We start from the raw sequence: 25,690 nt of genomic DNA on the forward strand, positions 1-25,690 counted from the left end.
ATGAACATCCGTTCTAGGCAGCTGGACAGACAATTGTGGCTTTGGCCATCATGGTATTGTGCCCAGGTGAGAAGCCAGCCTGCCAAGTTCTGCTTGGCACAGTCTCCACGGCACCTTCCCCTACCCGTGAGGAATCGGGGCAAGCATGTGTGGAGGTTGTGGCTGCTTCTTACCCAGGTATTAGCGGCAGTTGTACTGCAGTCACTGTGTCGGGACTGTCTCTAGCGACCGCCGGTTAGGGATGGTCGGCCACCTACCACCCCGAGTGCGTGGTCTGAGTGCAACAGTGACTTGCCGGCGAAACTCCGGCACGCTCCGCTCCCGCTGGCGGCGGGGGAAGTTGTTGGGAGAGCCGTTCGCCCAGCAGCCTGTGGAGAAATGTCCATGGTTTTAGGAACGGTACAGCCCCGTTCTTGTTTTTCTCAAGTGGCCTCGCTGTCATTTCGCCGTCCCCATATGCGGACACCACCCACATTGCCCCCTGCAAAAAGCTCGGCAACCGCTTGGTAAAAGGCTAAATAGCTCTCCACTAGTTCGTCGCCGTGTTTTTGACGGTAGTGGTTTTGCTGCGCCTGAAAGGCGACATACCGCTGTTGCACCCAATCGCGCCATAGGGGGGTGACGTTTTCCCAGGCAATCTGGGCAAAGCCGGCCTGCTGCAAATGGGTTTGGTACTGCTCGAGGGTGGGTAAGGTGGGACAGGCGACCATTTGGGCTAGGGTCTCGCGCTCACGGGGCGTTAGGGGTTGCAGTTGCACGTAGTCTTCGATGTAAAAACGCCCGCCGGGTTTCAACACCGCCGCACACTGGGCAAACAAGCGGTGACGGTCGGGGATGTGCAGAAAAACCAGCAGCGAGAGCCAAGCATCGTACTGTCCCGGCACGCCCTGGAGAACATCGCCCTGCAGAAACCGGACTCGGTCGGCCAAGCCGGTGCGCTCGGTGAGTTCAACGGCCATCTGGCACAGACAGGGTTGCAGCTCTAAACCGGTGACCTGACACCCCACCCGCTCAGCGAGGTAACGCGCCGTGCCGCCGACGCCTGCCCCGATGTCCAGCACGTGGGATTGCGCGGTGATCCCCAGCCGTTCGATAGCGTGGTCAATAGCGCTCGTGCCGCAGTAGTGGTAGTGGTCCAGACCCCGCAGATCCGCCAGCGTCAGTCGCTCCGGCAAACCGGCCAATTCCCCCTGTAAAAAGGGCAAACGGTAGCGATACATGCGGGCGAGGGCGTCGTTCATAAGTCGTGTTACGTTTAACATCCCGCCCGATTGTAGCCCAACAGGGCGCCCAAAGGGATACTATAAAAAAGCACTTTTGGGCGTTGGGCATGCGCAGTCATCTCTGTGGGCAACTGGGGGCTGCTGAAATCGGCCAGACGGTGCAACTGTGCGGCTGGGTCGAACATTGCCGCGACCACGGGGGCGTCATCTTTTTTGACCTGCGGGATTACAGCGGGCGCGTCCAGATTGTCAGCGACCCGGAGCGCACGCCCCAGTCCTATCCCCTGGCCCAGCAGTTGCGCCTGGAATCGGTGGTGCAGGTCAAGGGAACCGTCAGCCAGCGACCGCCCGGCTCAGAAAATCCCCGGCTTGCCACCGGCGCTATTGAGATTTACGCCACGGAACTGCAAATTCTCAATCCGGTCACCCGCGCCTTGCCCTTTGCCGTGAGCGGGAGTGAACCGGTGCGGGAGGAACTACGCCTGAAATATCGCTACCTGGCGCTGCGGGGGGACAAGCTCCAGCAAAACCTGCGCCTGCGTCACCGGGTGGTGCAATGCATCCGCCGCTACCTCGAAGACCAACTGGGGTTCTTGGAGGTGGAAACCCCCATGCTCACCCGTTCGACGCCGGAAGGCGCGCGGGATTACCTGGTGCCGTCACGCATTTATCCCGGCCAGTGTTATGCCCTGCCCCAATCCCCCCAACTGTTCAAGCAATTGCTCATGGTCTCCGGCTGCGACCGCTATTACCAGATCGCTCGCTGTTTTCGGGATGAGGATTTGCGCGCAGACCGCCAGCCGGAATTCACCCAGCTCGATATGGAGTTGAGTTTTGTGTCCCTCGAGGACATGCTCCGGTTGAACGAGGAGCTGGTGTGTCACGTGCTCTACAAAATCAAGGGCATCCAGTTGCCGCGTCCGTTTCCCCGCTTGACCTACCAGCAGGCACTCGACCAATACGGCACCGACCGCCCTGATACGCGGTTTGACTTGCGCCTGGTGGACGTTTCGGATGTGCTGGCTGACTGCGGGTTTCGGGTGTTTCGGGAAGCGGTGCAAAGCGGGGGCATCGTCAAAGTCCTGCCGGTGCCGGCAACCCAGGCCCAGACCATTGCCAACGTGCGCATCAAACCCGGAGGTGACCTGTTCCGGCTCGTGACGGAGGCGGGAGCGAAAGGTCTGGCCTATATCCGGGTGCGCGAGGGCTACGAACTGGACACCATTGGCGCGATAAAGGACCACCTCACAGACACCCAAAAACAAGCCCTGCTGGAGCGCACCCAGGCCCGACCGGGAGATTTGCTCCTGTTTGGGGCGGGACCGGCACCGGTGGTGAATAAATCGCTGGACCACCTGCGACAACACCTGGGGCAAGAGTTTCAGCTCATGGACCCCGACGCCATTGCTCTGGTGTGGGTGGTGGATTTTCCCCTGGTGGAGTGGAATCCCGACGAGCAGCGCTACGAAGCGCTCCATCACCCGTTTACGGCGCCCCACCCCGACGATGTGGAGCATTTAGAGCGGGCGCGCGCTTTGGCCTACGACCTGGTGTGGAACGGTACAGAACTTGGCGGCGGCAGCCTGCGCAACTACCAGCGCCCGATCCAAGAAAAAATCTTTCAGCTCATCGGGTTAACGCCCGCCGAGTACGAGGAGAAGTTTGGTTTCTTGCTGGAGGCCTTGGAGTACGGCGCGCCGCCGCACGGGGGCATTGCCTACGGCTTGGACCGCTGGGTGATGCTGCTAGCGGGAGCAGATTCGATTCGGGAGGTGATGGCCTTTCCCAAGACCCAGCAGGCGCGGGATTTGCTCACCAATGCGCCCGCGCCTGTCGCTCCCGAACAGTTGCAAGAGCTGCACGTCCGGTTTGAGTTGCCCCAGGACGCCTAACCTCAATGGAAGTGCCCCCCGCCTTTGCCCTAGCGGTTGAGCAGTTTAACCAAGGGGAGTACTACGCCTGTCACGACACCCTCGAAGCCCTGTGGCACGAGGCCAGTGAACCGCATCGCACGCTCTACCAGGGACTCCTGCAAATCGCCGTCGCTGGGTATCACCACCGTCAGGGCAATCTCCGGGGCGCTACGCTGCTGCTGGGGGAAGGATTGACCCGCTTGCGCCGTTGTCCCGAGTTACCGGCAGAATGGGACTTTGCGGCGTTGATCGCCCAAGCGCAGACCCTGCTGGAGGCCCTGCAACAGGCACCGGCGACACCCCCTGCTTTCACCCTGACCTTGCCCCGCCTATCGTGAGAAAATGTGTTACAATTAGCAACAAATTTTAGTGTTACGTTGCGTTTCGTTAAGGAAGGGGGATGGTCATGATGGTGCCATGGGCGATGCGGTTAGCAGACTTTTTGCGAGCAGAGCGGGAGTGGCCGGTGGGACAGCAGGTGACCTGGACGCTGTTGCGGGTGGTGGCTGGCGTGGTCATGATTCACAATGGTTTGGACAAGCTGGCGGACATTCCGGGATTTGCGGAAGCCTATGTGCAGGTAATTGGGCTACCGTTTCCCATCTTTTTCTCCTACGCAGCGGCCTGGGCGGAGCTAGCGGGTTCCGTGCTGGTAATTCTGGGATTGGCGACCCGCCCAGCAGCCTTGAGTTTGGTTGTGACGATGGCGGTGGCGATTTATCACCACATCAAGGTGGCGGGTTTCGGGATCGCGTTTCTGGAGCTGCCCAGTTTGTATGCGGCCTGCTTCCTGCTGTTTACGGTCAACGGGGCGGGTCCCATTTCCCTGGACCACTGGCTGGGTGAGCGGTTGACCCGCTGGCTACAAGCCCAACGGCTGCAAAAGCTCGATGCAGCGCTGCCCAAGACGCCGGTGGGGGCTGGGCGTTCCTAGACTCCTTCAGCCCGCGCTTGGTAGCATGGGACTAGGTTGAAGAGGCATCCATGCCCACAGTCCTGCTGGTTGAGGACGTTCAGACCGAAGCGGCCCTGCTGGCCAGTTATCTCCAGGGGGAAGGGTTCTTGGTGCAACGGGTGGCCAGTGCCGAAGAGGCCCACGCTTACCTGGCCAAGCAAAAACCAGATTTGATTGTCCTCGACGTGGTCTTGCCAGGAGAAAGTGGGTTTGAACTCTGTCGCCGGCTCAAGAAGCAACCCGAGACAGCGTCCATTCCCGTCATTATCTGCTCTAGCAAGCAGGGGGACATTGACAAGTTCTGGGGGATGAAGCAGGGCGCATCGGCTTACCTCACCAAACCTGTGAACAAGGAGGAGCTAATCCGCACGGCGCGTAGCCTGGTAGGACGGCTCTGAAACTGCTAGGTCAATCAGGGCGTTGACAATGGCCGCGGCTATGGGAGACCCGCCACGCCGTCCGGCTACCCAGATGCGGGGTACAGGGGTTTGTTGCAACATCGCTTTGGCCTCGACCACCCGCACGAATCCCACCGGTGCCCCAACCACCAGCGCCGGTGGGGCGGGCAAATCGGGGAACAATTGACAGAGTTTGATAAGCGCCGTAGGGGCATTGCCAATGGCTACTACCGCTCGGGGGTACTGTCGTAGTGCCGTTTCCATGCCGTTGGCGGCGCGGGTTTCCCCATTGGCGTCGGCAAGGGCCAAGTCCAGCGCGTTCACCAGGGGGTTGGGCAAGTGGGTTGCCAGGTGATGCTTAATTCCTTGGGCCACCAGTCCCACATCGGCAATCACCGGCGCACCCTGGCGCAAAGCCCGCAGGCCAAACTCCACCGCATGGGGACTGAAATGCACTAGATGCTTGAAGCTGAAATCCCCCGTAGCGTGAATGACGCGACGGATGATGATGTATTCGGGGTAACGCCAACCCCAAGGATGCGGGCCAATTTCCCGGTCAATCGTAGCAAAGCTGGCCGCCGTAATTGGGTCTAACGTCATACCTTGCCCCCGCCCCTATCCCCAGTCTAATCGGGGAAGCTTACTCGCGGTAGGCGCCAATGCTGCCGATTTGCAGCCGAAACGGCCCTGGGGCAAAAGTGGGGTTGCGCTGGCCGTCGTAAGCAAACTTGCTCAGCATGATTTGAAATGAAACAATCCGGCTCAGGTCCAGAGGAGGGGCGTTGGGAACCGTTTTGGCGCGAAACACTGGCACCATCTCCCGAAAGGGCAATTTCACCGTGACCCAAGTGGCCGGTTGGGTGTCGAACTGGGCGCTGTAGGCCAAGCTATCCCAGTTTGCATCATCCCGCACTAAAAACTTGTAGCGCTTGCCGTCGCCCCGGACGCGCAGGGTTAAACCGGCATAGCCCCGCAAGTCCAATGGCGGCTGGAGATTCCGGGTACGCACCGACGCAAAGCCCCCATTGTTCTCCGTCGTCACTATCCCCTCGAACCGAGCGCCCGCTGTATCCGGCACCAAGCGGCTTTGGCTACGACCGCCCATGACCACGTCATCTAACGCGCCCCAGACCTGGACACTCTCAGGCCGAGTAAAGTCAAAAATGACATCGCCCTGGGGTGTGACCGTCGCGGGCGGCGGTGTCATCCCCAGCAACTGCTGCACCCAGTTCACCACCGGTACAGCTTCAAAATACGTCGCCGTCTGCCACCAGCGACCAAAATCGGGGAAAATCATGCCACAGCTTTGCACAAACCACCCTTAGCTTAGCAGGATTTGGCCTAGGATTGAGCCATGCATCCAGCCGTCCGTGTGATTTTGGTCGAACCCGTTGGCGCGTTGAACGTAGGGGCCGTCGCTCGGGTCATGAAAAACTTTGCCTGCCAAGAGCTGGTGCTGGTGCAACCCCGCTGCGCGTGGCAGAGTCAGGAAGCGCGACAAATGGCGGTTCACGCGGGCGAGATTTTGGCTCAAGCTCAGGTAGTGCCCAACCTGACCCAAGCGCTAGCTGGTTGCGTGCGGGCAATTGCCACGCTAGGGCGTACCCCTCCCGGTGAGCCGTTGAAAAGTGTGTTGCCCTGGCTGCTCCAGGACGCGGCACCGGTGGCGCTTATCTTTGGCCCCGAAGACCGAGGGTTGACCTGGGCAGAACTACAGTTGGCGCACCGCCAGGTGACGATTCCCACCTATCCGGACTACCCGTCGCTGAACCTGGCCCAGGCGGTAGGCATTTGCCTGTACGAACTCTACCAGTATGGCCAGGCGGATATTCCCCCCGTGCCGCCCGAACCCCCTGCACCGGTTGAGGCCCTAGAAGCCTATCTTGCGGACCTAGAGGATTGGTTGCTCCGCATCGGCTATCTCTATCCCCACACCCGAGCGCGCCGCATGGCCAAAATCCGGCGGCTTCTTCAGCGGGCTGCTCCTTCGGCTGAGGAACTGGCCCTATTGCGGGGGATGGTCCGCCAGGGTCGCTGGGCGCTCCAGGCCAAACCTTAACTGTCCCTTAACGTGCCGATGTTCGCAACCTGGCTATGGTGAAGAAGTAGCTCACCCTCCCTGGTTGACGAGGTTTGTTATGTCCTACCCCGATTTCAGTCAGCTCAACCCTGACGCCCCGTTGGAGGTGCTACCCTCTTACGACTACCAGGTGCCGACCACGACCCTAACGCGGGACGTCATGGCCTACATGAAACAGCACCCCGACCTTCCCGGCGTAATGATTGTGGACGATGGTCAGGTGATTGGCGCGATTAGTCGCCAGCGTTTTGAGTCCCACATGCAGCAGGTGTATAGTTCGGAGATTTATCCCAAACGCCCCATCCAACTGCTGGTGGAGGTGCTCAAAGCGGAGAAATTGCAACTGCCGAGTTCCACGCGGATTGTGGATGCGGCCTTTACCGCGCTGCAACGCCCCCGCAGTCTGGTGTTTGAACCAGTGGTGATGGAATGCCCCGACGGGCAACTGCGGTTGATTGACTGTCTGATGGTGCTGCTGGCCCAGGTGTCCATCCTGAAGCGGCTCCTGTCAAGTTGATTACCACAGCCGGCACTGGGCCTGGTGACGCAACAAATGGTCGCACAGAACCAACGCCACCATCGCCTCCACCATTGGCACGGCGCGGGGTAACACACAGGGGTCATGGCGGCCCCGCGGATGCAGCCACACCTCCTCGCCTGCTTGATTCACAGTACGCTGCGGCTGGAGAATGGTAGCGGTCGGCTTGAACGCCACCCGCAGAAGGATGGGCTCGCCGTTGCTGATGCCTCCCTGGATGCCGCCGGAGCGGTTGGTGCGGGTGCGAATCCGGCCCTGGTCGTCGCAGTAAAACTCGTCGTTGTGCTCACGCCCCGTAAGTAGGGTGCCGGCAAACCCAGAGCCAATCTCAAACCCCTTGCTGGCAGGAAGCGACATCACCGCCTTGGCCAGGTCGGCCTCCAGCTTGTCAAACACGGGGGAGCCGAGTCCCGCCGGCACTGAACGCACCACACAGCCGATGACGCCCCCCACCGAATTGCCCTCCCGACGCATGGCTTCGATGAGTTCGATAGCCTTGGGGGTCATCTCCGGGTCGGGACAGCGCAGGATATTGCTTTCGACCTCGGCATGGGTCACCCGTTCGGGGTCCACCTGGGCCTGCAGGTCCTTGACCCGCTCCACGTAGGCCACGATTTCCGTCCCCGCCACCTGGTGCAGGATTTTTTTCGCAATCGCTCCCGCTGCGACCCGCCCGATAGTCTCGCGCGCCGAAGCCCGGCCACCGCCCTGCCAGTTGCGAATGCCGTATTTGGCCTGGTAGGTGGCGTCGGCATGGGACGGGCGAAAGGTGGTGGCCATCTCCTGGTAATCCTGGCTGCGGGCGTCTTGGTTGCGCACCAGGATGAGAATGGGGGTGCCCAGGGTTTGCCCCTCGAAGACGCCGGAGAGAATTTCACAGCGGTCAGCCTCCTGGCGAGGTGTGGTAATGGCACTCTGCCCAGGGCGACGGCGGTCTAATTCCTTTTGAATATCGTGGACATCCAAAGGTAACCGAGGCGGGCAACCGTCCACTACGACGCCGACCGCACCGCCGTGGGATTCGCCAAACGTCGTGACCCGAAACAAGTGTCCGAAGGTGTTGCCCATGCTTTTGATTCTGCCAAAAAGCCAGCTACAGCGGTGTAAGGCGCTCCCGCTCCAAAAACGGCTCTGGTTCCCCTACCCAATTGAAGTCGCTCACCCGCAGGACAATCCCGCCCGCCGCCCGTTCCGGGTTGAAAAACAGGGCAATCCCGTAGGTCCGCCGGCTATACTCCAGGCCGTAGGTGGCGTCAATGATGCGGGGGGTGCCGCCGTCAAGCCGCAGGACAATATTGGCGCTGGCCCGCAGGGGGCCGTAGAGCTGCTGCGTGAGGGCAAACCGCAGGATTTGCTGGTCCTCTTGCCGGTCAAAGAAAAAGGGCGATTTTTCCCGCAGGCGAAACCGTGGGGAATAAAAAATGCTTAAGGCCGTGTAGTCCAGCCAGTTTTTGGCAAACCGTCCCACCTGCGCCGTAAACCCCACATCGCCCCCCACTACCGTCTGCACCTTGCCGTTGCTGTAGAAGCTGGTAAAACTCAAGGCCCCCAGCCCAATCGAGAAAAAGGGGGTGATGGGCACAGGACTAAACCGCAGCCCTTCGGTCGCCGTCGGGGGCAATGGCTTGCCTTGCCACACCAAAAAACTGCGGTTAACGTTGACCGCTGCCTGGTAGCGCATTAGGGTCTTTTCTTGACCAGGAGGCGTGGTGTCATCGCTGCGGGCGCGAATCAACCGGGCGCTCAGCAGGTACTGCAACTGGGTCTGGCGGTCTGGTCCCAGCGGGATGGGTTGACTAGAAGCCAAGGCCACTCCTGCGCCCAAGCGCACCGTTTCAAACCCCAGCGACCCGTTGAACACCCGTTCCCGGTCCACCACATCGGCAATCACACTGTGGCGGGGCAACCAGCGATGTTCCAAGCGCAGGCGAACGCGCAGGCGCTCCTCGGGGTCCTGGAAATCCAACCGGCTCAACAAGCTGTCCAACTTCACGTTCGTCTGGGGCGTGACATCGGCGCTCAACTGAGTGCGCAACGCCAGGTTAGTGCCAACCGGGGAAAACCCTTGCTCAACGGTGCGCTGCACCAGAAACAGGGGCGTCAACCGGAACGACACCGCTGGCGTGTCCACCACCTCGAAGGGCCGCCCGATGTACAAGCCGCCCAGGTCTTCCCGGTCATAACCGATTTCAATCGGAGCTGGGTCCCGCCCGCGCCGCGAAATGACCACCCGGTCGCGCAACAGGGGAATCGCCACGCGCTGGTCAAACACCAACCGTCCCCCTTCGGCGCGCACTTCGCTGTCTCCCGTCGGCAAGCGGGTCAAGGTCGCTCGCCACGCCCGTAACTCCAACTCCGGCGGGTCAAACGGGTCGTTGGTGATGCGCAGATTGGTAGCTGTGCCGTTGCCCTGGGCGTCAAAGGTCAGTTCATCCGCCGTGAAGCGCCGCAATCCCTGGCCGGGCCGTTCGACCGCCGTTGGCGTGGGGACCAGCAGCCGGGGGGGAGCCAGCGGTTCTACCGGCCGCTCGGCGGGCCGTTGCTCCAAGGGCTGCACCCGCACCCCACCCCGCACCTGAAAAAACACCCCGCTTTCGGTGGCCAGGTCGTATTCCAAGCGTTTGCCCTGCAGCACCTCATCGCCACGGGTGAGCACGACCGGCTCGCCCGTCGCCACCGCTTTGCGGGTCAGGAGATTCACTTCAATTTCGTCAGCCCGGAGCACAGTGCCCCGGTAACGCATCACTGCATTGCCCGTGGCCGTGAAAACCTGAGTTTGTTCGTTAAACGTCTGCCGGTCGGCTTGCACCTGCACCCGCTGTTGGGGGTCTACCGCCTGGGCAAGCGGCTCTCCCAAGGATAAGCGCGTATAGTCGATGTCCTGCACCGAAGCTGGACGTACCTCCTGCAACGTCGCCGCTGCTAGGGATACCCCCGACGCCGGAGGAGCGAAATAGGGCATCGGCAAGCCTCACACCACGCCGTCGCTCAACTACTCCAAGTCCCGCCGCTTGGGATTGCGCGCCGGGTCGCCCGAGAGAAAACCGAACACAAACAGCAACACAAAAAAGGCAATCACCGCATAAACGGTATATTTCAAGGTCAGCATGGTCGTCTCGCAGCGATTAACATTCGTATCTTACCACCCCTGTTTGGCACAATCGGGGTATGGCGGTGGTCGCCCTGCTGACGGACTTTGGCACCCAGGACCACTACGTGGGGGTGCTTAAGGGGGTCATTTTCAGCCTGTGTCCCCAGGCCCAGGTGGTGGACATTGGTCATGGCGTCCCCCCTTACCAGGAGTTAGCCGCCCAGTTTTTGCTGCAACAAGCCTACCCCTACTTTCCCCCAGGCACGATTTACCTGGTGGTGGTGGACCCAGGCGTGGGCAGTGCCCGACGTCCCCTTGCTCTGCGCACCCCCTGGGGCTACGGCGTCGGCCCCGACAACGGCATTTTCACACCTTGGTTCGACCAGGCTGAGCAAGTGGTAGTGCTCAACCGCCCCCGTTACTGGCGCACGCCGACCCCCAGCCAGACGTTCCATGGGCGGGATATCTTTGCGCCGGTTGCGGCCCATCTGGCAGTGGGGGTGCCCTTGACGGAGCTAGGAGAGTCCGTAGACCCGGCGACGCTTGTGCGGGAGTCACCGCCACCGCCAATCGCCACGGCCACGGGTTGGCGCAGCACCATCCAGTACATTGACCATTTCGGGAATCTGATTACCACCTTGCCTGCCGCTGGTCTTCCACGTGCCGGAGCGTTCACAGTGGAGCTGGCGGGTCGGCGCATTCCCTGGGGACGCAGCTACAGCGATGTGCCAGTGGGAGCGCTGGTGGCCCTGGTCGGCAGTCACGGGTACGTAGAAATTGCCTGTCGTCAGGGCAACGCCGCCCAGGTGTGCGGTGCTAAAATCGGGGATGCGGTCGCGCTGGTGCTCCCGACCCATGGAGACAACGGCGAAAATCCATCGCATCCTGGATGCCAATCTGGACCGGGCGCGGGAGGGGTTGCGGGTCCTTGAGGAATGGTATCGCTTGGGGTTGAACGAGCTGGAGCGGGCCGAGCTGTGCAAACACTACCGCCAGGAACTGGCCCGCTGGCATCGCCCGGAATTTCGCGCGGCGCGAGATACGGCCCATGACGTAGGGACGCGCTTGACCCACCCCCAGGAGACCGCCAGGCCGGATGTCCAGGCCCTATTGCAGGCCAATTTCGCGCGGGTGCAGGAAGCGCTGCGGGTGCTGGAGGAATACGCCAAGCTGGTGGACGGGGACATGGCCCAGGCGATGAAACAGTTGCGCTATCGGGTTTACGAATTGGAAGCAGACGCCAAGGGTGACGAACGCCGCTGGAAATTGCAGCAGGCGTATCTGTACCTGATTACCATGCCAGTGCCCCATCTGCTGGCAACGGTGGAGGCGACGCTACAGGCGGGGTTGACCCTGGTGCAGTACCGGGACAAGGACGCGCCCGATGGCCAGCGCTACGAGATTGCCAAGCAACTGTGCGAGCTATGCCATCGCTACGGGGCGCTGTTTATCGTCAACGACCGGGTGGATATCGCTCTGGCGGTGGGTGCCGACGGCGTGCATCTGGGCCAGCAAGATATGCCCCTGCCGGTGGCGCGACAGTTGCTGGGGCCGGACCGCCTGCTGGGGTGTTCCACGACCAACCCCATCGAGTTGCAACGGGCCATTGAAGGAGGCGCTGATTACATCGGCGTGGGGCCGGTCTATGCCACCCCCACCAAAGCCGGGAAACCTCCCGCCGGTTGGGACTATGTAGCCCATGCTGCTCGCACCTGGCCCAAACCCTGGTTTGCCATCGGCGGGATTGACCTGCCCAATCTTGGGGAGGTACTAGCGGCGGGCGCACAACGGGTGGCGGTGGTGCGAGCCATCATGACAGCGGACGACCCTGGCGACGTCACCCGCACCTTTCTCCACAAACTCCGGCCATGAGTGCCCTCTGGCCAGCGGTGCAGCGCACCATTACCGAGGCTACCGGACAACCCTTTGCTGGGACACCGCGCGGCGGTGTGGGTGGGGGCTGCATCCACGCCAACCATGTACTCAGCGACGGCCAGCGGCAATTTTTTGTCAAGGTGAACCGGGCCAGCGCTCTAGCCATGTTCATTGCCGAAGCCGACGGGTTGAATGCCCTGGCCGCTACGGGCACGCTCAAGGTCCCCCAGGTCATCGGCTGGGGTGAAGTGGCAGACCAAGCCTATCTGGTGCTGGAATACTTGCCGTTGCAGCGCCGGGGGAACTGGTATCAGATGGGGCAACGACTGGCGCAACTCCATCGGCGAGGCCGCGGCGAACGCTACGGTTGGGAACGGGACAACTACATTGGCGCCACCCCCCAAAAAAACCACTGGCACACTGACTGGGCTACCTTTTTCTGCAGCCAACGCCTGGCGTACCAATTCCAACTGGCCGAACGGCGCGGCGGGCGCTTTCCTCAGGTGAACGCCTTTCTAGAGCGGGTGCATCAGCTCCTCAGCGACGTCGCTGTCGAACCCGCGCTGGTACATGGGGACCTGTGGGCGGGCAATGCCGCCTTTACCGCGACGGGCGAGCCGGTGATTTTCGACCCCGCCGTGTACTATGGACATCGGGAGGTGGACCTAGCCATGAGCGAACTGTTTGGGGGCTTCCCGGCGGAATTTTACCAAGGTTATCAAGCGGAATGGCCTCTCGCGCCTGGTTACACGCACCGCAAGGTTGTTTACAACCTTTACCACATTCTGAATCACTTCAACCTGTTCGGCGGCAGTTACCACGACCAGGCCCTGGCGATGATGGCGCACCTGCAGCGGTTGCCCCTATCCGGCGTCTGATTCGTACCTCAAAAGCGCCCGTTGGTTAGGGCCTTAGCTAGGAGGGTCTGGAGCTGGGGCTGGACGCGGTGCTGAGACGTGAGTACCAGACCCCCCAAGCTACTGTGACGGGAATCACCAGCTCTAACTGTCAAGACTTGTCGGCAGACGTCTAGGCCATGCTGAGTCTCACAAAACTTGACATAAGTTACGGATAGTTTTATTGACCAAAGATTGCAGATTTTCGATTGTATTTACCTGTAACTTATGCACCTTTTGCTTAATCAATCGGATTCAAATCTGGCAAATATCTAGGCAAATATATCAGTTCACACCCAGCCGCCCCCACCACTTGCTTGATGACCTTAGACCGATGGAAACTAGCATTGTCCAACATAATCTTTTTACCGGATCCAATGGCTGGTAGTAACCACTCACGTAACCAAGTTAAAACCACCTGTAAATTGCGGTTACCTATCCATGTCAATGGCTCGGTCAATCTCCCCAAGTAATAACCACCCATCATACTTACTCTTTTTTGCCATAAACTCTCTCCCCTTTTACACCCCAGCCATACGCATAAACCGCTCGCTGGTCAATGTCGGATGGGTCTATGTAAACGACTTCTTCCGGCTTCACATCCTTCATTCTCTCTAGATATGCCTGTCGCTCTTGCTCGTCTTGCTCTTGGTAGGATTCAGCGCCCTACAAATGGTCACACTAGCCGCCATTTCCTTCTGGGTCGGACTGAGATTGGCCTCGACGAACTTGCGAAATTTATGACTATGCCCCTTTTGGTAAGCAATCACCGGTTTCAGAGTAACGCGCGATACCCGATGTTGAACATCTGGCTCACTTCGACCAGTGTCGCACCCCCCACGACCGCTTCAATGGCCTTCTGACGCAGACCTGTGCTGTAAGGCATAGACATCGCTCCGTAACCGCTCAGTCTTATTCTACGTCAGACTGAATGTTTTTAGCTATAGTGGTTCAGTGAAAGACTTTTACCGGCGATAGGTCCTGGGAAAGCTATGCGGCGGTGAGACAGGTCGTGGAAGCGGCTGGGTGTCGATTGTAAATCCGATTGAGCAGGTGTGGTCTTGGCTAAAACGGTGGGTCAATAACCAAACGGAACCTACGTTCTCTCGTGGACAAAGCTGTCTGTCTTATATGTCAACCTTTGTTGGCTTAGCTATAGCATCCTGGACACTATAGCTAAGCACACAATGTTTGGCATGAGCTACAACTGGAGACCTTGACGCTTTTGCCTTGCTCGCTGTCCAAACACGCCAACTTAAATGTTTTCTGCTATAGCCTTTAGCTAACCGTTGAATCACTTGTCGTGGGTCGCAGGGCGCAGCCCCGTCGCCGGTTTTCACCTTGGCAAATGTAAACTTTTGTTACGGGTTTCGCAGGATAGGGTAGCTGGGCATATAACGAAGGCAGGCTCGGCATTTTGACAAGGCTCATGACACGGCTGCTGGGGCAACGAGTCTGTCTGGGAGTAACAGTAGCCCTGTTGCTAGGTATGGCAACTCCTGCTGTTGCTTCAGAGAGTGCTCCATTTTTGCAGATGCATCGCTGGCTGCAGCTGCTGGCTTTTGAACGCTTCCCTGTCCTGGGTGATAACCACGTCAACGACCTAGCCGGGATTTTTTCAGCACAGGAACGGGAACGCCTGCGGGAACAACTACTGGCGTTTTACCGCCGCACGGGCAAGCAAGTAATGGTAGTGACGATTCACTCGATTCGGGATTACTCCACTACAGACACCTTTGAGTCCTTCGCAACACGGTTGTTTAACCACCAGGGAATTGGCGACCGGCGGCGCAACGATGGAGTCATGGTACTGGTAGCGCCGGGAGACCGCAAGGTGCGCATTGAACTGGGAGCGGGTTATGGTCGCGCGTGGGACAGCCGGATGCAGCGCATCATTGATGACCAGATGTTGCCAGCCTTTCGCCAAGGAGACCTTGCGGGTGGAACCGCGAATGGGGTGAACACCCTGTTGCAGGTGTTAGCTCGGGAACCGGTGGTTGCGCGTAGGGAATCCCTAACGCCACCTAGCGCTACGGGTTCAGGCGTCTCAGCCCTTGTTTCTGGCTTCAGCACGCTCCTATTGCTGGGGGCGGGGGCGCGTTGGGATATGTGATCTGGGATGCCAAGCGGAGACGATGCACTCGTTGTGGCTCCAAGCGACTTCGCCAGGTCTCAGCCAGCCCAGAGGCCATCACAAACCGTCTCACCCGTGGACAACGCCGGGAACAGGAACTCGGCTCTATTCGATATGTGCTGATGGAATGCGCTGATTGTTCCCACGTCATGGTCGTGGGTAAGGAAACGTGGTTTTCTAACTATTCCCGTTGCCCCCGCTGCCGGCACAAGACCCTGAGAACAACGGAGACGGTTCTGCGCCGTGCCACAGGCACCGAAGAAATTCATGAAGCCTGCGAGTTCTGTGGCTATGAGCGCACCAGCGTCGAAATCATCCCGATGCTGTCCGATTCCAGTGACAGAGATTGGGATAGGGATTCCCGTAGCAGTGGGGGTTCCTCGTCCGGTGGTGGGGCGTCGGGACGCTGGTGAGTTAACCCCGCGCAAACGTCGGCAAGTCAACCACGGCCTTTTTACTGGGCTGGGCCGCTGCGGGTTGAGCCGGTTTGGGTTGCGACGACCAGGGGGGGATGGGGTCTTGATACAGACGCGCTTGCTTTTCCCAGTCGGTATTCGGGGCGTAGGTGTAAAGCAATTGCCGCAACCGTAAATTCTCCTGCTGCTGGCGATAAAGGCGGGCTTCCAGTTCCTGGCGCTGTTGCTGTTCCTGCGTGAGGGCGGCTTCCTGCTCTTGCAAACGCCGTTGCTGAAGCGTTTGGATCTGTTCCAGTTGTTGAATCCGTTGTTGGGATTGGCGCAATTGTTCGGCCAGGTTTTCGATCAACCGCTGCTGTTCATTGGCGGTTTGTTGACACAGTTGCAATTCCTGGAGGAGACATTCGGTTTGCGCACGAAGCGTAGCCAACTCTTGATGGAGGTCATGATCGGTTTCATCAGCGGGAGCTCCGGATTGTCGAGCAATGTCAGTTAGGTTCACAGGCGGGGGAGTAAACGCATAATCCGGTTGAACTGACATGGGATCGATACCATCCTCATCACGTAAATACTTTATTTCAGCTTATCGCACGAATGAGTTTTTGACGAGAACCTAGGACTCGTTTTGCCGAAAAATTATCAATTTGGTTGCGGAATTCGTTTAGCTGGCCCAGGGGAGTTCCAAGCGGGGAATGGCCTGAATCAGGGTTTGGGTGTAGGGATGCTGAGGTTGATGGTAAATCTGGTCAGCAGGCCCCATCTCCACGATTTGCCCCTGGTTCATCACCATGATCCGGTCGCTCATGAAGTACACCACCCCTAGGTCATGGGAGATGAACAGATACGTCAGATGAAACTCCGTCTGCAACTGTTTCAACAAATTCAGCACCTGGGCTTGCAGGGAAATATCCAGCGCCGAGACGGATTCATCACAGACGACCAAATCAGGCTGGGTGACCAGCGCGCGGGCAATCGCAATGCGTTGACGTTGCCCTCCGGAAAACTGGTGCGGGTAGCGGGGTAAAGCATCGGCGTCGAGTCCGACCCGTTCCAGCAGCGTCGTAATCTGGGCCAGCGCCGCCCGGCGGGGTAAACGGGGTTGATGAATGAACAGGGGTTCCAGGAGCAAATCGCGCACGGTCATGCGGGGACTCAAGGAACCCAAAGGGTCTTGAAAAATCATTTGCATCCGGCGACGCAGCGGACGCAATTGCGCGGGTGACCAGTGGGTAATCTCTTGCCCGTCGAAGTAGATGTGCCCCCCCTGCACCGGCAACAACCGCAACAGGGCGCGGGCTAGGGTGCTCTTGCCACAGCCGGATTCGCCGACCAGTCCCAGGGTTTCGCCCCGGTGCAACTGAAAGCTCACGCCCCGCACCGCCGGTTGGACATGCCCCCCGCGCCGGTAACTGACCTGCAGGTTTTCCACCCGCACCAGCACGGGCTGTTGTTGGAGCGTTTGCCATCGGTGCGCCTGCATGTCTGGGGAAACGACGGCGGGAGGTGGGCGGTCGGCATAAAAATCCGCCAGCGTGGGTAAAACCTGCAACTTGCGACCAAGCACCGGACGACAGGCCAGGAGACCGCGTGTGTAGGGGTGCTGGGGATGGTGGAAAATCTCGTGGCGACGACCCGACTCCACCACCTGTCCCTGCTGCATCACTAGGACTCGATCAGCCAAATCCGCCACCACCGCCAGGTCATGGCTGATTAAAATGGCGGCCATGTGGCGTTGCCGGCATAGTCGCTTCAGCAAGGCCAGGATTTCCGCCTGGATGGTGACGTCCAGGGCTGTGGTGGGTTCGTCGGCAATCAAGAGCCAGGGGTCCGACGCCAGGGCCATGGCAATCATCCACCGCTGGAGTTGACCGCCCGAAAACTGGTGGGGATACCGGCGCGTCAATCGCTGGAACAGTTCTGCAGGGGCATCGGGGGACAACAGTTGTACTTCCTGGAGCAATTGCCGTTGCCGTTGCTGGAGTTGGGCAGCGGTTAAACGGCGATGGGCGGTACAGGCCTCCGCCAGTTGCCAGCCACAGGTGTAAACGGGATTTAACGAGCTGGCGGGTTCCTGAAATACAATGCCCATCGCGCGTCCCCGGTACTGCGGCCACGTTTTGGGCGTTAGGGTAAGCAAATTCACGCTGGGTTGACCAGGGGGCGACCAGTAGAGCCGTTCAGCGTGGACTTCTCCCGGCGGCGGTACCAGTCCCATGAGCGCTAGCGCGGTCAGCGATTTCCCTGAACCCGATTCCCCGACGATGCCCAGCACTTCCCCCGGCGCCAGGTCAAACGACACGCCCTGCACCGGCGTATGGTTGGGAAAACGGACGGTTAAATCGCGCACCTCCAGCAGGGGCGTCATGGAGCCAGGCCACGTTTAACGCAATAATGTAAAGCATACTCACCTGGCGCAGTGATGAACAACCACAGCAGTTTGGTCATGACGCCGGCCAGCTCCGGGGAAGGGTTAATGCGGACGGGTCGCTTGCACGTCTATACCGCTCCGCAGCGCACCTTTTTTGCTGAAGTCATGGCTATGGCGATGCATCGCGCCAGCCAGGGGCAACGGGTGTTGATCGTGCAGTTTCTCAAGGGGGGGATCAACCAGGGGCCGCAGCATCCGGTGCGACTGGTGCAACATCTGGAGTGGATTCGTTGCCCGATTCCCCGCTGCATTGACACGCCCGATGTGCAGGAAGAAGAAGCGGCGGCGATTAACCAGCTTTGGCAAGAAACGCAGGCGCTTGTCCGCAGCGGTCGTTACCACCTCGCGGTGCTTGATGAACTCATCTTGGCCGTGCATCTGGGGTTGCTGGGGTTGATTGACGTGGTGAGTTTTTTGCAGGAACGCCCGTTGACCATGGACCTGGTGATTACCGGCACGACCTTGCCCCCGGAGATTCTCGCCCTGGCTGACCAGGTAACCGAGTTGCGCCGCCCCCCAAGTTTTTAGTTCTATTGCAAGACCGTTACAGAACCCGGCAAGCCATCACAAACCGTGCTACGATTCCGCCCGTAGGTGAGTGGGTATCGTGCTGTGACACTTCGAGTAGCGGTTGTGGGTGGTGGCCCCGCAGGGGCATCGGCAGCGGAAACGTTAGCGAAAGCAGGCATCGAAACCTACTTATTCGAGCGCAAGCTGGATAACTGTAAACCCTGTGGCGGGGCTATTCCCCTGTGCATGGTGGAGGAGTTTGACTTGCCCCCCGACATCATTGACCGGCGAGTGCGCCAGATGAAGATGATCTCGCCGTCCAACGTGGAAGTGGACATCAAACTCACCAACCCCCACGAGTACATCGGCATGTGCCGGCGAGAAATTTTGGATGCCTTTTTGCGCCATCGCGCGGCCCGTTTGGGTGCCCAGCTTATCCATGGTCTTGTGCAGGACATCACCTTGCCCCAAACCAGCACCGAACCCTACCTGCTGCACTACAACGACCTGAGCAACGGCAGTCCGACCGGCATCCCCAAAACCTTAGCCGTGGATGTGGTCATCGGAGCCGATGGGGCCAACTCCAAGGTCGCCAAGGCGATTGACGCGGGGGACTACAACTACGCCATTGCCTTTCAAGAGAGAATTCGCCTGCCCCAAGAGCAAATGCGTTATTACGAAGACCGCGCCGAGATGTACGTGGGAGATGATGTCTCACCGGATTTTTACGCCTGGGTGTTCCCCAAGTACGACCACGTGGCGGTCGGCACCGGCACAATGCGGGCGAACAAAGCCGACATTCGCCAATTGCAAGCTGGGATTCGCAAGCGGGCAGCGGCGCGACTCCAGGGTGGCGAGTTGATTAAAATTGAAGCCCATCCCATTCCCGAGCATCCCCGGCCTCGGCGCGTGGTGGGGCGAGTGGCCTTAGTAGGAGACGCCGCTGGTTACGTAACCAAATCTTCCGGGGAAGGGATTTACTTTGCCGCCAAATCGGGCCGGATGTGCGCAGAAACCATTGTGGAAGCGTCCCAAGGGGGCAAGCGGCTACCGACGGAACTGGATTTGCGCCAGTACCTGCGGCGGTGGGACAAAACCTATGGCCTGACCTACGCCGTGTTGGACTTGCTGCAACGGGTGTTTTACCGGTCGAATGCCACGCGGGAAGCCTTTGTGGAAATGTGCGCGGACCCTGATGTGCAGCGGCTAACCTTCGACAGCTATCTATATAAAACTGTGGTGCCGGCGTCCCCCTGGGTGCAGCTCAAAATTGCAGCCAAGACCATCGGCAGCCTCCTACGAGGCCACGCCCTGGCACCGTAGCGCTGCAATCGCCAGGTCACTGAGGCGGGTTACAGGGCGCAGCTCTGTCCTGGATTGCCATCAACTGGGGTCGTTAAGGTGTTCGGTCCCGTTGCCAGGTAAACCAGGCGCGTCGCCACCAGGTCGCTCGGGGAGCTGTCGGCAAGCGGGTCTCTCCCAGCAGCCATCGCCAACTGTCCCAAGTGAGCTGTTCAGCGGGAATGGCGCCGTAGTGGCGATAGGGCGCGAGGTTATCCAGCGTGTGCCAGCCGAGGCATTCCCCTCGAGAATGGACAAGGCGCTTGCTCCGGGCCTGGGTATGAATCTGCAAGTCCCGAGGAAAACGTTGCCGCGCTTGGGTTTCAGTCCAGCCCTGGCGCAGGAAAACTGGGTCAGTGAGAATAATCCAAGAGAGTTGCTGCTGTGGTGGATGCCGCCGCCGGTAGAGCAGATGCCCTAGGGCCACCGCCAGTTCGTACCCCAGCACCGCTGGCACCGGGTAATGTCCCACTGCATCGCCAACGGCGTAAATGCGTGGGTGGCTGGTTTGCAAATAGCGATTCACCTGGAGATAGGGTCCTCGCCGTCGCAGCTCGATAGAACCTAGTTGGTCGGGCGGAACATAGGGCGCAGTCGCTAGCAGCAGCGTATCCACTTCCCAATCGCCCTGGGGTGTCTCTAGGCGCAGGCCGGTGGGTTGGACGATGATGCGTTTGATGGGGGTTTCCACCTGCACCTGGACACCCTCCGCCTGCAAGATACAGGTCAACCGCTCGGCAAGGGGCGCTTCTTCCGCCGGGAGCAGTCGCGGTTCCGCCACTGGCCAGAAGACCGACACACCGAGTCGCACCCAGGCTTGCGCTAGAACCACCCCCACCGGCGTATTGCCCACGATGCCAACGCGGCCTGGCGGCGCGTCCCACACCAGCCAATCATTGACAGTCTGAAACGGGACATGACGCAGTTCGGGAATCTCTGGCACCAGGGGCGTTCCGGTTAACGCCACGATGTAACCCCAGGCCCGCAGGGAGCGCTCCGGCGTTTGAACGGCCAACGTGGGTTCACTGATGAATTGCCCTGGCCCTGCGACCACATCAACGCCAGCTTGGAGCAAGGCGGCATCACCGAAGCGACTTTGGCTACACCAGACCTGGTGCTCCACCCAGCGGTAGGCCGCTTCCCAATGGGGCGGTTGTGCCAGCTCACCGTTGAACAACCAGGCAGCCTGTTGCCCTTGGCGGGCGATGACACCGACCTGACGCCAGTACCCAACCGCTATCCGGCTCCAGTCCGCTTCCCCGCCAGTGACCAAAGCAACGCGAGCCCCTTGATGCGCCGCCCAAAGGGCCGCCCAGCGTGCCTCCAAAGACCCGCCCAAGATAACAACGTTGTAATCAACGGCCATTACCGCGTGTAGAGATAGCTGGCCTCGGAGATCACCGGAATTTCCGCGTACAGTCCTCGCGCCGACTGGACCACGCCATAACCGACCGCCACCAGCACGCCCAGGAAAATGGTGTTGAATAACACCTCCTGCAAAAAGCCCTGCACCAGGGGTTGTAAAACAAAACCGTAAATGATGGTGACCAGGGTAAGCACGATGCTCAACAGGATGGCCTGCATGGTGTTGAAGCGAATAAAGTGGGAGATTTTTTCGTTGCGCACGACCAGGGCAAATAGCAGGATAAATACCAGCAGACTCCCCAGCCCCAGCGGCAGAGCGCTGTAAATAACATCAAGGGGAAGCAAGGGGTACCGGAGATAGGTTAGAACGGGAAATTGCCGGAAGAGAAACTGGCCATAACCGATGCCGTCGTACAGCGGTAGCAGGTACACCAGACCCGCACACAACCGGTCGAAGGCGGTGGTCGAGCTGCGCCAAACCATGATCAAAACCTCCCAGCCAACGGAGAGGGCGGGATTCGAACCCGCGGTACGGAGTTTCCTGCCGTACAACAGATTAGCAATCTGCCGCTTTCGACCACTCAGCCACCTCTCCTGGAGTGGATTTGCGATAGACCTGTAATATAACATAACCCCAGAATGGGTGGAGCAGGCGGGATGCCATTGCCGGAGTTTTGCGAATGCCAGCACCCCTTGGTCCAGGCGTTGCAGGAGCAGACGGACTGGGAATTGCTCCGCCAGTTCCAAGCGGAACCGCACCAAGGACGGGCGTTTGTAGCCCTGTTTTGCCGCTATGCCCTACTAATCTATGCCCTAGTCAGCCACGGAGCGCCCACCGGCCTCCAAGTGGACTATCTCTTTGCCACCACCTGGCGTTACCTGTACCAGCAACTGCGGGACTTGTCACCCTCGCCGGAGATGACCAGTTTGCAAAGCTGGCTAGTAGACCGCACGGGCGATTGGTTGAGCCAGGTGGACGTTCCCCCGCCGGAGCAGATTCGCTATCGCTTGTCGGCGGCATCGCCGCCCCTGTGGTGCTATCTGGAAGAGGCCCTTAACCAGTTGCCCACGCCCCTGCGCACGGCAATAGTCCTGAAAACGGTGGGGGGCTGGTCGGAGGAAGAAATTGGGCGGGAACTGGAGCTGCCCCCAGAGCAGGTGACTGCCTTGATTCCCCGCGGGCAGGATGAGTTGATGGCCCATCTACCGGCGGATATTTGGTCCATCTACCTGGAGGAACAGCCCCGTCCGGAGGTGACCCCATGACGGAAACGCCACCCCCTTTGACGCCGGGGCGTTGCTTGGCGGGTGCCGCCATCAGCGCAGGACTCAGCGTGGCGATTTTTCTCCTGACGCGGGCCATCGCCATTGGGCTGGCGACCCATCCGCTCCACAGCCAGAATCCCCTAGTGCTGCGCCTGGCAAGTGTGGTGCGCACGGTGCTAGTGGGTGGGGGAACCCTAGCCGTTGTGGTGTTTGGTGTCTTTACGGTGGGGTTGTTGCTCCTAGCGGTGCGGGTAGCGGTTGCGCCCCCCGATGGGTAAACGGCTGTGGGACCTGGGATTGGTGCTGCTGGCCGGCGCCTGTGCCTTTGGGGCGGGCGGGTTGTGGCTGGCGGTAACGGGAACGCTCCTGCTGGAGGCGTTGCCGGCTCTGCAGGCGTTTGGGGTCGGGTTTCTCCTGGGCCAGGTTTGGAATCCGGTGCAGGGGCAATACGGCATTGGGCCGCCGGTGTGGGGCACGTTGGTGACGACGGGACTGGCGCTGGCGTTGGCCGTGCCTCTGGGACTCGGCGTTGCAATTGGCCTAGCGGAGTCGTGGCCCTGGTTGCCGTCCCGCTGGCGGGTGTTCGGGGCCGCCTTGGTGGACCTGTTGGCGGCCATTCCCAGCGTGGTGTACGGATTGTGGGGCATTTTTGTGCTCATTCCGGCGTTGCGGCTGTGGCAAAAGGGACAACCGCAGCTTTTCGGGGAAACGGTTATCGGCCCGTCGGTGGGGGTGGCGAGTCTGGTGCTAGCCATCATGCTGGTGCCGACCATCGCCACCGTGGCCCGCAGCAGTTTGCAGCAAGTGCCGCAGGAGTACCGGTGGGCGGCAGCCGCCCTGGGAGCTACCCGTTGGGAGCAGTTGCTGGGGATTGTGTTGCCGGCAGCGCGGGTGGGCATTGGCGGCGGGATTTTGCTGGCCCTGGCGCGGGCGCTGGGGGAAACCATGGCGGTGACCATGTTGATCGGCAACGCCCATCGCATCAGTGGTTCCTTGTGGCAGCCGGGCAGCACGATTCCCAGCCTACTGGCCAATCAGTTTGCCGAGGCCCAGGGGATGCAGGTGGCCGCGCTGATGTATGCCGCGCTGGTGTTGCTGGGGGTGACCGTCGCAATGCATCTGCTGGCGCGGGGAGTCATCCCAGCAGGGATTGACAGTGGGCGGGAAAACCCGCTTGGGTGAGAGCCTGGGCCGCCGCATCGCCGTCGTGTACGCGGAATTGGGGACCGAAGCGCACCTGGATCGGCTGTAGGGGATGATAGATGGTGGCAACCACTGGGATGCGAGCCGTTTCGCCGCACCAGGGTTTGAGCAGCTCTCGCAGTTGGGCCTGGACCTGCGCATCCTTGGCCTGGTCGGGGGTCAGCGTCATTTCCACCAGTCGCACTGCGTGGGCGGGTTGGGCGTCCTCCAGCACCAGTTGCATCTGCTCGTCCCGTTCGTCCAGCCGCCCCCAGACCACTAGGGGTTGCTCCGGCAGCAGGTGCGCCCCCACCTGGGCGTAGACGCTAGGAAATACTACCGCCTCGCAACTGCCGCTCAAGTCCTCTAGGGTGACCACAGCCATGCGTTCCCCCCTCTTGGTGGTAATGGGTTTGACGTGGGTGACCAGAGCAAGTGCAATCACTGGGCGATGGGTCGGGAGCTGCGCCAGTTGGCTGAAACGGATGGGGGCCAACACCTGAGCGCGCGCGGCCAAGGGTTTCAAAGGATGGTCCGAGATGTAAAACCCAAGCAGCTCCCTTTCCAATTGCAGCTTTTCCTGGGATGAGTAATCGGGCACGGGGGGCGCTTTGGGGGCGGTCGTAGTGGCTGTTGCGGGCGCACCGTCCCCTAACAGACTCAACAGGTCGCCCTGGCCAGCAGCCCGGTCCCTGGCGCGACGGTTGGCCCAGTCCCAGAGCAGTTCCAGGTCCGCTAGCATCTGCCGCCGGTTGGGATGCAAACGGTCAAGGGCGCCCGCTTGGATCAGGGCTTCGATGGCCCGCCGGTTAACAATCCCCGCATCCACCCGGTCGCACAGGTCCGCCAACGACCGAAACGGCCCAGTCCGCCGCACCTGGAGAATATGCTCCACTGCACCCTGACCCACATGGCGCACCGCCGACAGGCCGAACAGGATTTTCCGGCCCTCGGGTAGGGGGGTGAAATCCCGGTCGGAGCGGTTAATGTCCGGCGGTTCCACCTGAATCCCCATGCTCTGGCAGGTGCCGATGTAGCGCTGGATTTTGTCCTGGTTGCCAATCTGGGACGACAGCAGCGCCGCCATGTACTCCACCGGAAAATGGGCCTTCAAATAGGCGGTCTGGTAGGTGATGTAGGCATAGGCGGTGGCGTGGGACTTGTTGAAACAGTTGGCGGCAATGCAACCGTTGGCCAGCAGGAAATTGTGGTCCTGGGCCACGCCAATGTCGTAAACCGCTCGTTTTCCCAGCGCACGGCGGGCAATAATTTTGGGCATCCGAAGGCACCTGCAACCCGTAGTTGCATTCTAGCGAGAACCCTCCACCACCGCTTCCAACCCCCGCCGGTCGGGGAGATAGAAATGCTCGGGGTCAGAGCGCACCAACAATCCTTCCTGTTCAAACTGTTTTAGGACGCGGGTGACGGTTTCCCGGCTCAGGCCGCACAGGCCGCCCAGTTCCCGGTGGGCCAGGTTGGGGATCAGCACGCCGCCGGATTGCACTTGTCCCTGTCCTTCCGCCAGAAACAGCAGCACATCCGCCAGCCGAGCGCGGCTATCTGACTCCCGCACCTGCAACCGGCGGTTGAGCTGTTGAATGCGCTTGACTAGCAGTTGCGCCAGGCGAAAGCCCACCTGGGGTTCGGTGTTGATCAGGTCCCAGAAGTCGGCGGCGGGCAAACTGCCAACCGTGACCGGGGTGAGGGTGACGACATCGCTGGCGCGCGGGGACGATTCCAAGCTGGCCATTTCCCCAAACAAGTTGCCTGGCCCCAGGATATTGAGAATGATGTCCCGCCCGTCCCGGCTGCGGGTTTGGACCTTCACCCAGCCCTGGATCAACAAGTACACCGAATCGCCCCAGTCCTGTTCCAACACCAAGGTGGCTCCAGCGCCATGCTGCCGCACCACCAGCCGTTGACTAGCCCGCTGGAGAATCGCCGGCGGCAGGCCGTGAAATAAAACGGTGGATTTGAGAAATTCGGTCAACGGGGGAACCGGCATTGTCAGCGCGCTCGCAAAAGCTACGTCCTATTCTCTCAGCAAAACCAACCCGCCGGAAAAAAACAACAAATTCT

Annotated in this window: 28 protein-coding genes and 1 tRNA gene; 15 read left to right on the forward strand and 14 right to left on the reverse strand. The window is 60.2% G+C overall.

The window, feature by feature from the left end; translation table 11 throughout:
* Nucleotides 1-422: 422 nt before the first annotated feature.
* On the reverse strand, nt 423-1,241 hold the full coding sequence (locus NZ705_01295; protein ID MCS7291597.1) for a methyltransferase domain-containing protein: 819 nt from the start codon (nt 1,239-1,241) through the stop codon (nt 423-425).
* A gap of 89 nt (nt 1,242-1,330) precedes the next feature.
* On the opposite strand from NZ705_01295, the gene aspS reads away from it, so the two are divergent.
* From aspS to NZ705_01315, 4 genes are all read left to right on the forward strand, one after another.
* The gene (aspS, locus tag NZ705_01300; GenBank protein MCS7291598.1) at nt 1,331-3,115 is read left to right on the forward strand and encodes an aspartate--tRNA ligase; all 1,785 of its coding nucleotides are present in this window, start codon (nt 1,331-1,333) and stop codon (nt 3,113-3,115) included.
* Between the two features lie 5 nt (nt 3,116-3,120).
* Nucleotides 3,121-3,474, forward strand: a complete 354-nt coding sequence (locus NZ705_01305) for a DUF309 domain-containing protein (GenBank protein ID MCS7291599.1) — start codon at nt 3,121-3,123, stop codon at nt 3,472-3,474.
* Between the two features lie 68 nt (nt 3,475-3,542).
* Complete coding sequence (locus NZ705_01310; protein MCS7291600.1) at nt 3,543-4,070, forward strand: DoxX family protein; 528 nt, start codon at nt 3,543-3,545, stop codon at nt 4,068-4,070.
* Between the two features lie 50 nt (nt 4,071-4,120).
* Complete coding sequence (locus NZ705_01315) at nt 4,121-4,489, forward strand: response regulator (protein ID MCS7291601.1); 369 nt, start codon at nt 4,121-4,123, stop codon at nt 4,487-4,489.
* Here NZ705_01315 and NZ705_01320 read toward each other — a convergent pair.
* Both NZ705_01320 and NZ705_01325 read right to left on the reverse strand, forming a co-directional pair.
* Nucleotides 4,451-5,089, reverse strand: coding sequence for a precorrin-8X methylmutase (locus NZ705_01320; protein ID MCS7291602.1), 639 nt, complete (start codon nt 5,087-5,089; stop codon nt 4,451-4,453). The genes NZ705_01315 and NZ705_01320 overlap by 39 nt on opposite strands.
* A 40-nt stretch (nt 5,090-5,129) precedes the next feature.
* A complete protein-coding gene (locus NZ705_01325; GenBank protein MCS7291603.1) occupies nt 5,130-5,786 on the reverse strand; it encodes a CIA30 family protein in 657 nt (218 codons plus the stop codon).
* A 57-nt stretch (nt 5,787-5,843) separates the two neighbouring features.
* On the opposite strand from NZ705_01325, the gene NZ705_01330 reads away from it, so the two are divergent.
* A complete protein-coding gene (locus NZ705_01330; GenBank protein MCS7291604.1) occupies nt 5,844-6,548 on the forward strand; it encodes an RNA methyltransferase in 705 nt (234 codons plus the stop codon).
* 64 nt (nt 6,549-6,612) lie between these two features.
* Entirely contained in the window at nt 6,613-7,086 is a 474-nt protein-coding gene (locus NZ705_01335; protein MCS7291605.1) for a hypothetical protein, read from the forward strand.
* Here the strand turns inward: NZ705_01335 and aroC are convergent, their stop codons facing one another.
* Genes aroC through NZ705_01350 form a run of 3 tightly spaced genes read right to left on the reverse strand, consistent with a single transcriptional unit; the run spans nt 7,087 to nt 10,216 of the window.
* Nucleotides 7,087-8,175, reverse strand: coding sequence for a chorismate synthase (gene aroC / locus NZ705_01340; protein ID MCS7291606.1), 1,089 nt, complete (start codon nt 8,173-8,175; stop codon nt 7,087-7,089).
* Nucleotides 8,176-8,200: 25 nt separating this feature from the next.
* Complete coding sequence (locus NZ705_01345; GenBank protein ID MCS7291607.1) at nt 8,201-10,069, reverse strand: DUF3769 domain-containing protein; 1,869 nt, start codon at nt 10,067-10,069, stop codon at nt 8,201-8,203.
* Nucleotides 10,070-10,099: 30 nt separating this feature from the next.
* Entirely contained in the window at nt 10,100-10,216 is a 117-nt protein-coding gene (locus tag NZ705_01350) for a photosystem II reaction center protein I (protein ID MCS7291608.1), read from the reverse strand.
* A 59-nt stretch (nt 10,217-10,275) separates the two neighbouring features.
* Here NZ705_01350 and NZ705_01355 point away from each other — a divergent pair, with 59 nt between their 5' ends.
* Genes NZ705_01355 through NZ705_01365 form a run of 3 tightly spaced genes read left to right on the forward strand, consistent with a single transcriptional unit; the run spans nt 10,276 to nt 12,951 of the window.
* Nucleotides 10,276-11,130 (forward strand): SAM-dependent chlorinase/fluorinase, encoded by an 855-nt coding sequence (locus tag NZ705_01355; GenBank protein MCS7291609.1) that lies wholly within the window; start codon nt 10,276-10,278, stop codon nt 11,128-11,130.
* Nucleotides 11,054-12,070: a thiamine phosphate synthase gene (locus tag NZ705_01360; GenBank protein MCS7291610.1), complete on the forward strand. Its 1,017-nt coding sequence runs from the start codon at nt 11,054-11,056 to the stop codon at nt 12,068-12,070. Before NZ705_01355 ends, NZ705_01360 begins: the two co-directional genes overlap by 77 nt.
* Complete coding sequence (locus NZ705_01365) at nt 12,067-12,951, forward strand: fructosamine kinase family protein (GenBank protein ID MCS7291611.1); 885 nt, start codon at nt 12,067-12,069, stop codon at nt 12,949-12,951. Before NZ705_01360 ends, NZ705_01365 begins: the two co-directional genes overlap by 4 nt.
* A 793-nt stretch (nt 12,952-13,744) precedes the next feature.
* Here the strand turns inward: NZ705_01365 and NZ705_01370 are convergent.
* Nucleotides 13,745-13,855: a transposase gene (locus tag NZ705_01370; protein MCS7291612.1), complete on the reverse strand. Its 111-nt coding sequence runs from the start codon at nt 13,853-13,855 to the stop codon at nt 13,745-13,747.
* 543 nt (nt 13,856-14,398) lie between these two features.
* Between NZ705_01370 and NZ705_01375 the strand changes: the two genes are divergently transcribed.
* On the forward strand, nt 14,399-15,082 hold the full coding sequence (locus NZ705_01375; GenBank protein MCS7291613.1) for a TPM domain-containing protein: 684 nt from the start codon (nt 14,399-14,401) through the stop codon (nt 15,080-15,082).
* A gap of 435 nt (nt 15,083-15,517) precedes the next feature.
* On the opposite strand, the gene NZ705_01380 is transcribed toward NZ705_01375, so the two are convergent.
* Nucleotides 15,518-15,949 (reverse strand): hypothetical protein, encoded by a 432-nt coding sequence (locus tag NZ705_01380; protein MCS7291614.1) that lies wholly within the window; start codon nt 15,947-15,949, stop codon nt 15,518-15,520.
* Nucleotides 15,950-16,180: 231 nt separating this feature from the next.
* Nucleotides 16,181-17,884, reverse strand: coding sequence for an ABC transporter ATP-binding protein (locus NZ705_01385; protein MCS7291615.1), 1,704 nt, complete (start codon nt 17,882-17,884; stop codon nt 16,181-16,183).
* A 54-nt stretch (nt 17,885-17,938) separates the two neighbouring features.
* Between NZ705_01385 and NZ705_01390 the strand changes: the two genes are divergently transcribed.
* Both NZ705_01390 and chlP read left to right on the forward strand, forming a co-directional pair.
* Complete coding sequence (locus tag NZ705_01390; GenBank protein ID MCS7291616.1) at nt 17,939-18,475, forward strand: cob(I)yrinic acid a,c-diamide adenosyltransferase; 537 nt, start codon at nt 17,939-17,941, stop codon at nt 18,473-18,475.
* Between the two features lie 84 nt (nt 18,476-18,559).
* The gene (gene chlP, locus NZ705_01395) at nt 18,560-19,780 is read left to right on the forward strand and encodes a geranylgeranyl reductase (GenBank protein MCS7291617.1); all 1,221 of its coding nucleotides are present in this window, start codon (nt 18,560-18,562) and stop codon (nt 19,778-19,780) included.
* Nucleotides 19,781-19,853: 73 nt separating this feature from the next.
* Here the strand turns inward: chlP and NZ705_01400 are convergent, their stop codons facing one another.
* From NZ705_01400 to NZ705_01410, 3 genes are all read right to left on the reverse strand, one after another.
* Nucleotides 19,854-21,164: an FAD-dependent oxidoreductase gene (locus NZ705_01400; GenBank protein ID MCS7291618.1), complete on the reverse strand. Its 1,311-nt coding sequence runs from the start codon at nt 21,162-21,164 to the stop codon at nt 19,854-19,856.
* Entirely contained in the window at nt 21,164-21,646 is a 483-nt protein-coding gene (locus NZ705_01405) for a hypothetical protein (GenBank protein ID MCS7291619.1), read from the reverse strand. The genes NZ705_01400 and NZ705_01405 overlap by 1 nt, the downstream gene beginning before the upstream one ends.
* Before the next feature lie 20 nt (nt 21,647-21,666).
* Nucleotides 21,667-21,758: transfer RNA gene (locus tag NZ705_01410), tRNA-Ser, on the reverse strand.
* Nucleotides 21,759-21,802: 44 nt separating this feature from the next.
* Between NZ705_01410 and NZ705_01415 the strand changes: the two genes are divergently transcribed.
* Genes NZ705_01415 through pstC form a run of 3 tightly spaced genes read left to right on the forward strand, consistent with a single transcriptional unit; the run spans nt 21,803 to nt 23,611 of the window.
* Nucleotides 21,803-22,429 (forward strand): hypothetical protein, encoded by a 627-nt coding sequence (locus tag NZ705_01415; GenBank protein ID MCS7291620.1) that lies wholly within the window; start codon nt 21,803-21,805, stop codon nt 22,427-22,429.
* Nucleotides 22,426-22,707: a DUF3082 domain-containing protein gene (locus NZ705_01420; protein MCS7291621.1), complete on the forward strand. Its 282-nt coding sequence runs from the start codon at nt 22,426-22,428 to the stop codon at nt 22,705-22,707. Before NZ705_01415 ends, NZ705_01420 begins: the two co-directional genes overlap by 4 nt.
* Nucleotides 22,700-23,611 carry a phosphate ABC transporter permease subunit PstC gene (pstC, locus tag NZ705_01425; protein MCS7291622.1) on the forward strand — a complete coding sequence of 304 codons (912 nt, stop codon included), beginning with the start codon at nt 22,700-22,702 and terminating at the stop codon, nt 23,609-23,611. Before NZ705_01420 ends, pstC begins: the two co-directional genes overlap by 8 nt.
* On the opposite strand, the gene NZ705_01430 is transcribed toward pstC, so the two are convergent.
* Both NZ705_01430 and NZ705_01435 read right to left on the reverse strand, forming a co-directional pair.
* The gene (locus NZ705_01430) at nt 23,565-24,890 is read right to left on the reverse strand and encodes a hypothetical protein (GenBank protein MCS7291623.1); all 1,326 of its coding nucleotides are present in this window, start codon (nt 24,888-24,890) and stop codon (nt 23,565-23,567) included. The genes pstC and NZ705_01430 overlap by 47 nt on opposite strands.
* Before the next feature lie 30 nt (nt 24,891-24,920).
* Nucleotides 24,921-25,616, reverse strand: a complete 696-nt coding sequence (locus tag NZ705_01435) for a Crp/Fnr family transcriptional regulator (GenBank protein MCS7291624.1) — start codon at nt 25,614-25,616, stop codon at nt 24,921-24,923.
* Between the last annotated feature and the right edge of the window lie 74 nt (nt 25,617-25,690).

Source organism: Gloeomargarita sp. SKYB120 (assembly GCA_025062155.1).
In the GTDB taxonomy this organism is placed as follows: domain Bacteria; phylum Cyanobacteriota; class Cyanobacteriia; order Gloeomargaritales; family Gloeomargaritaceae; genus Gloeomargarita.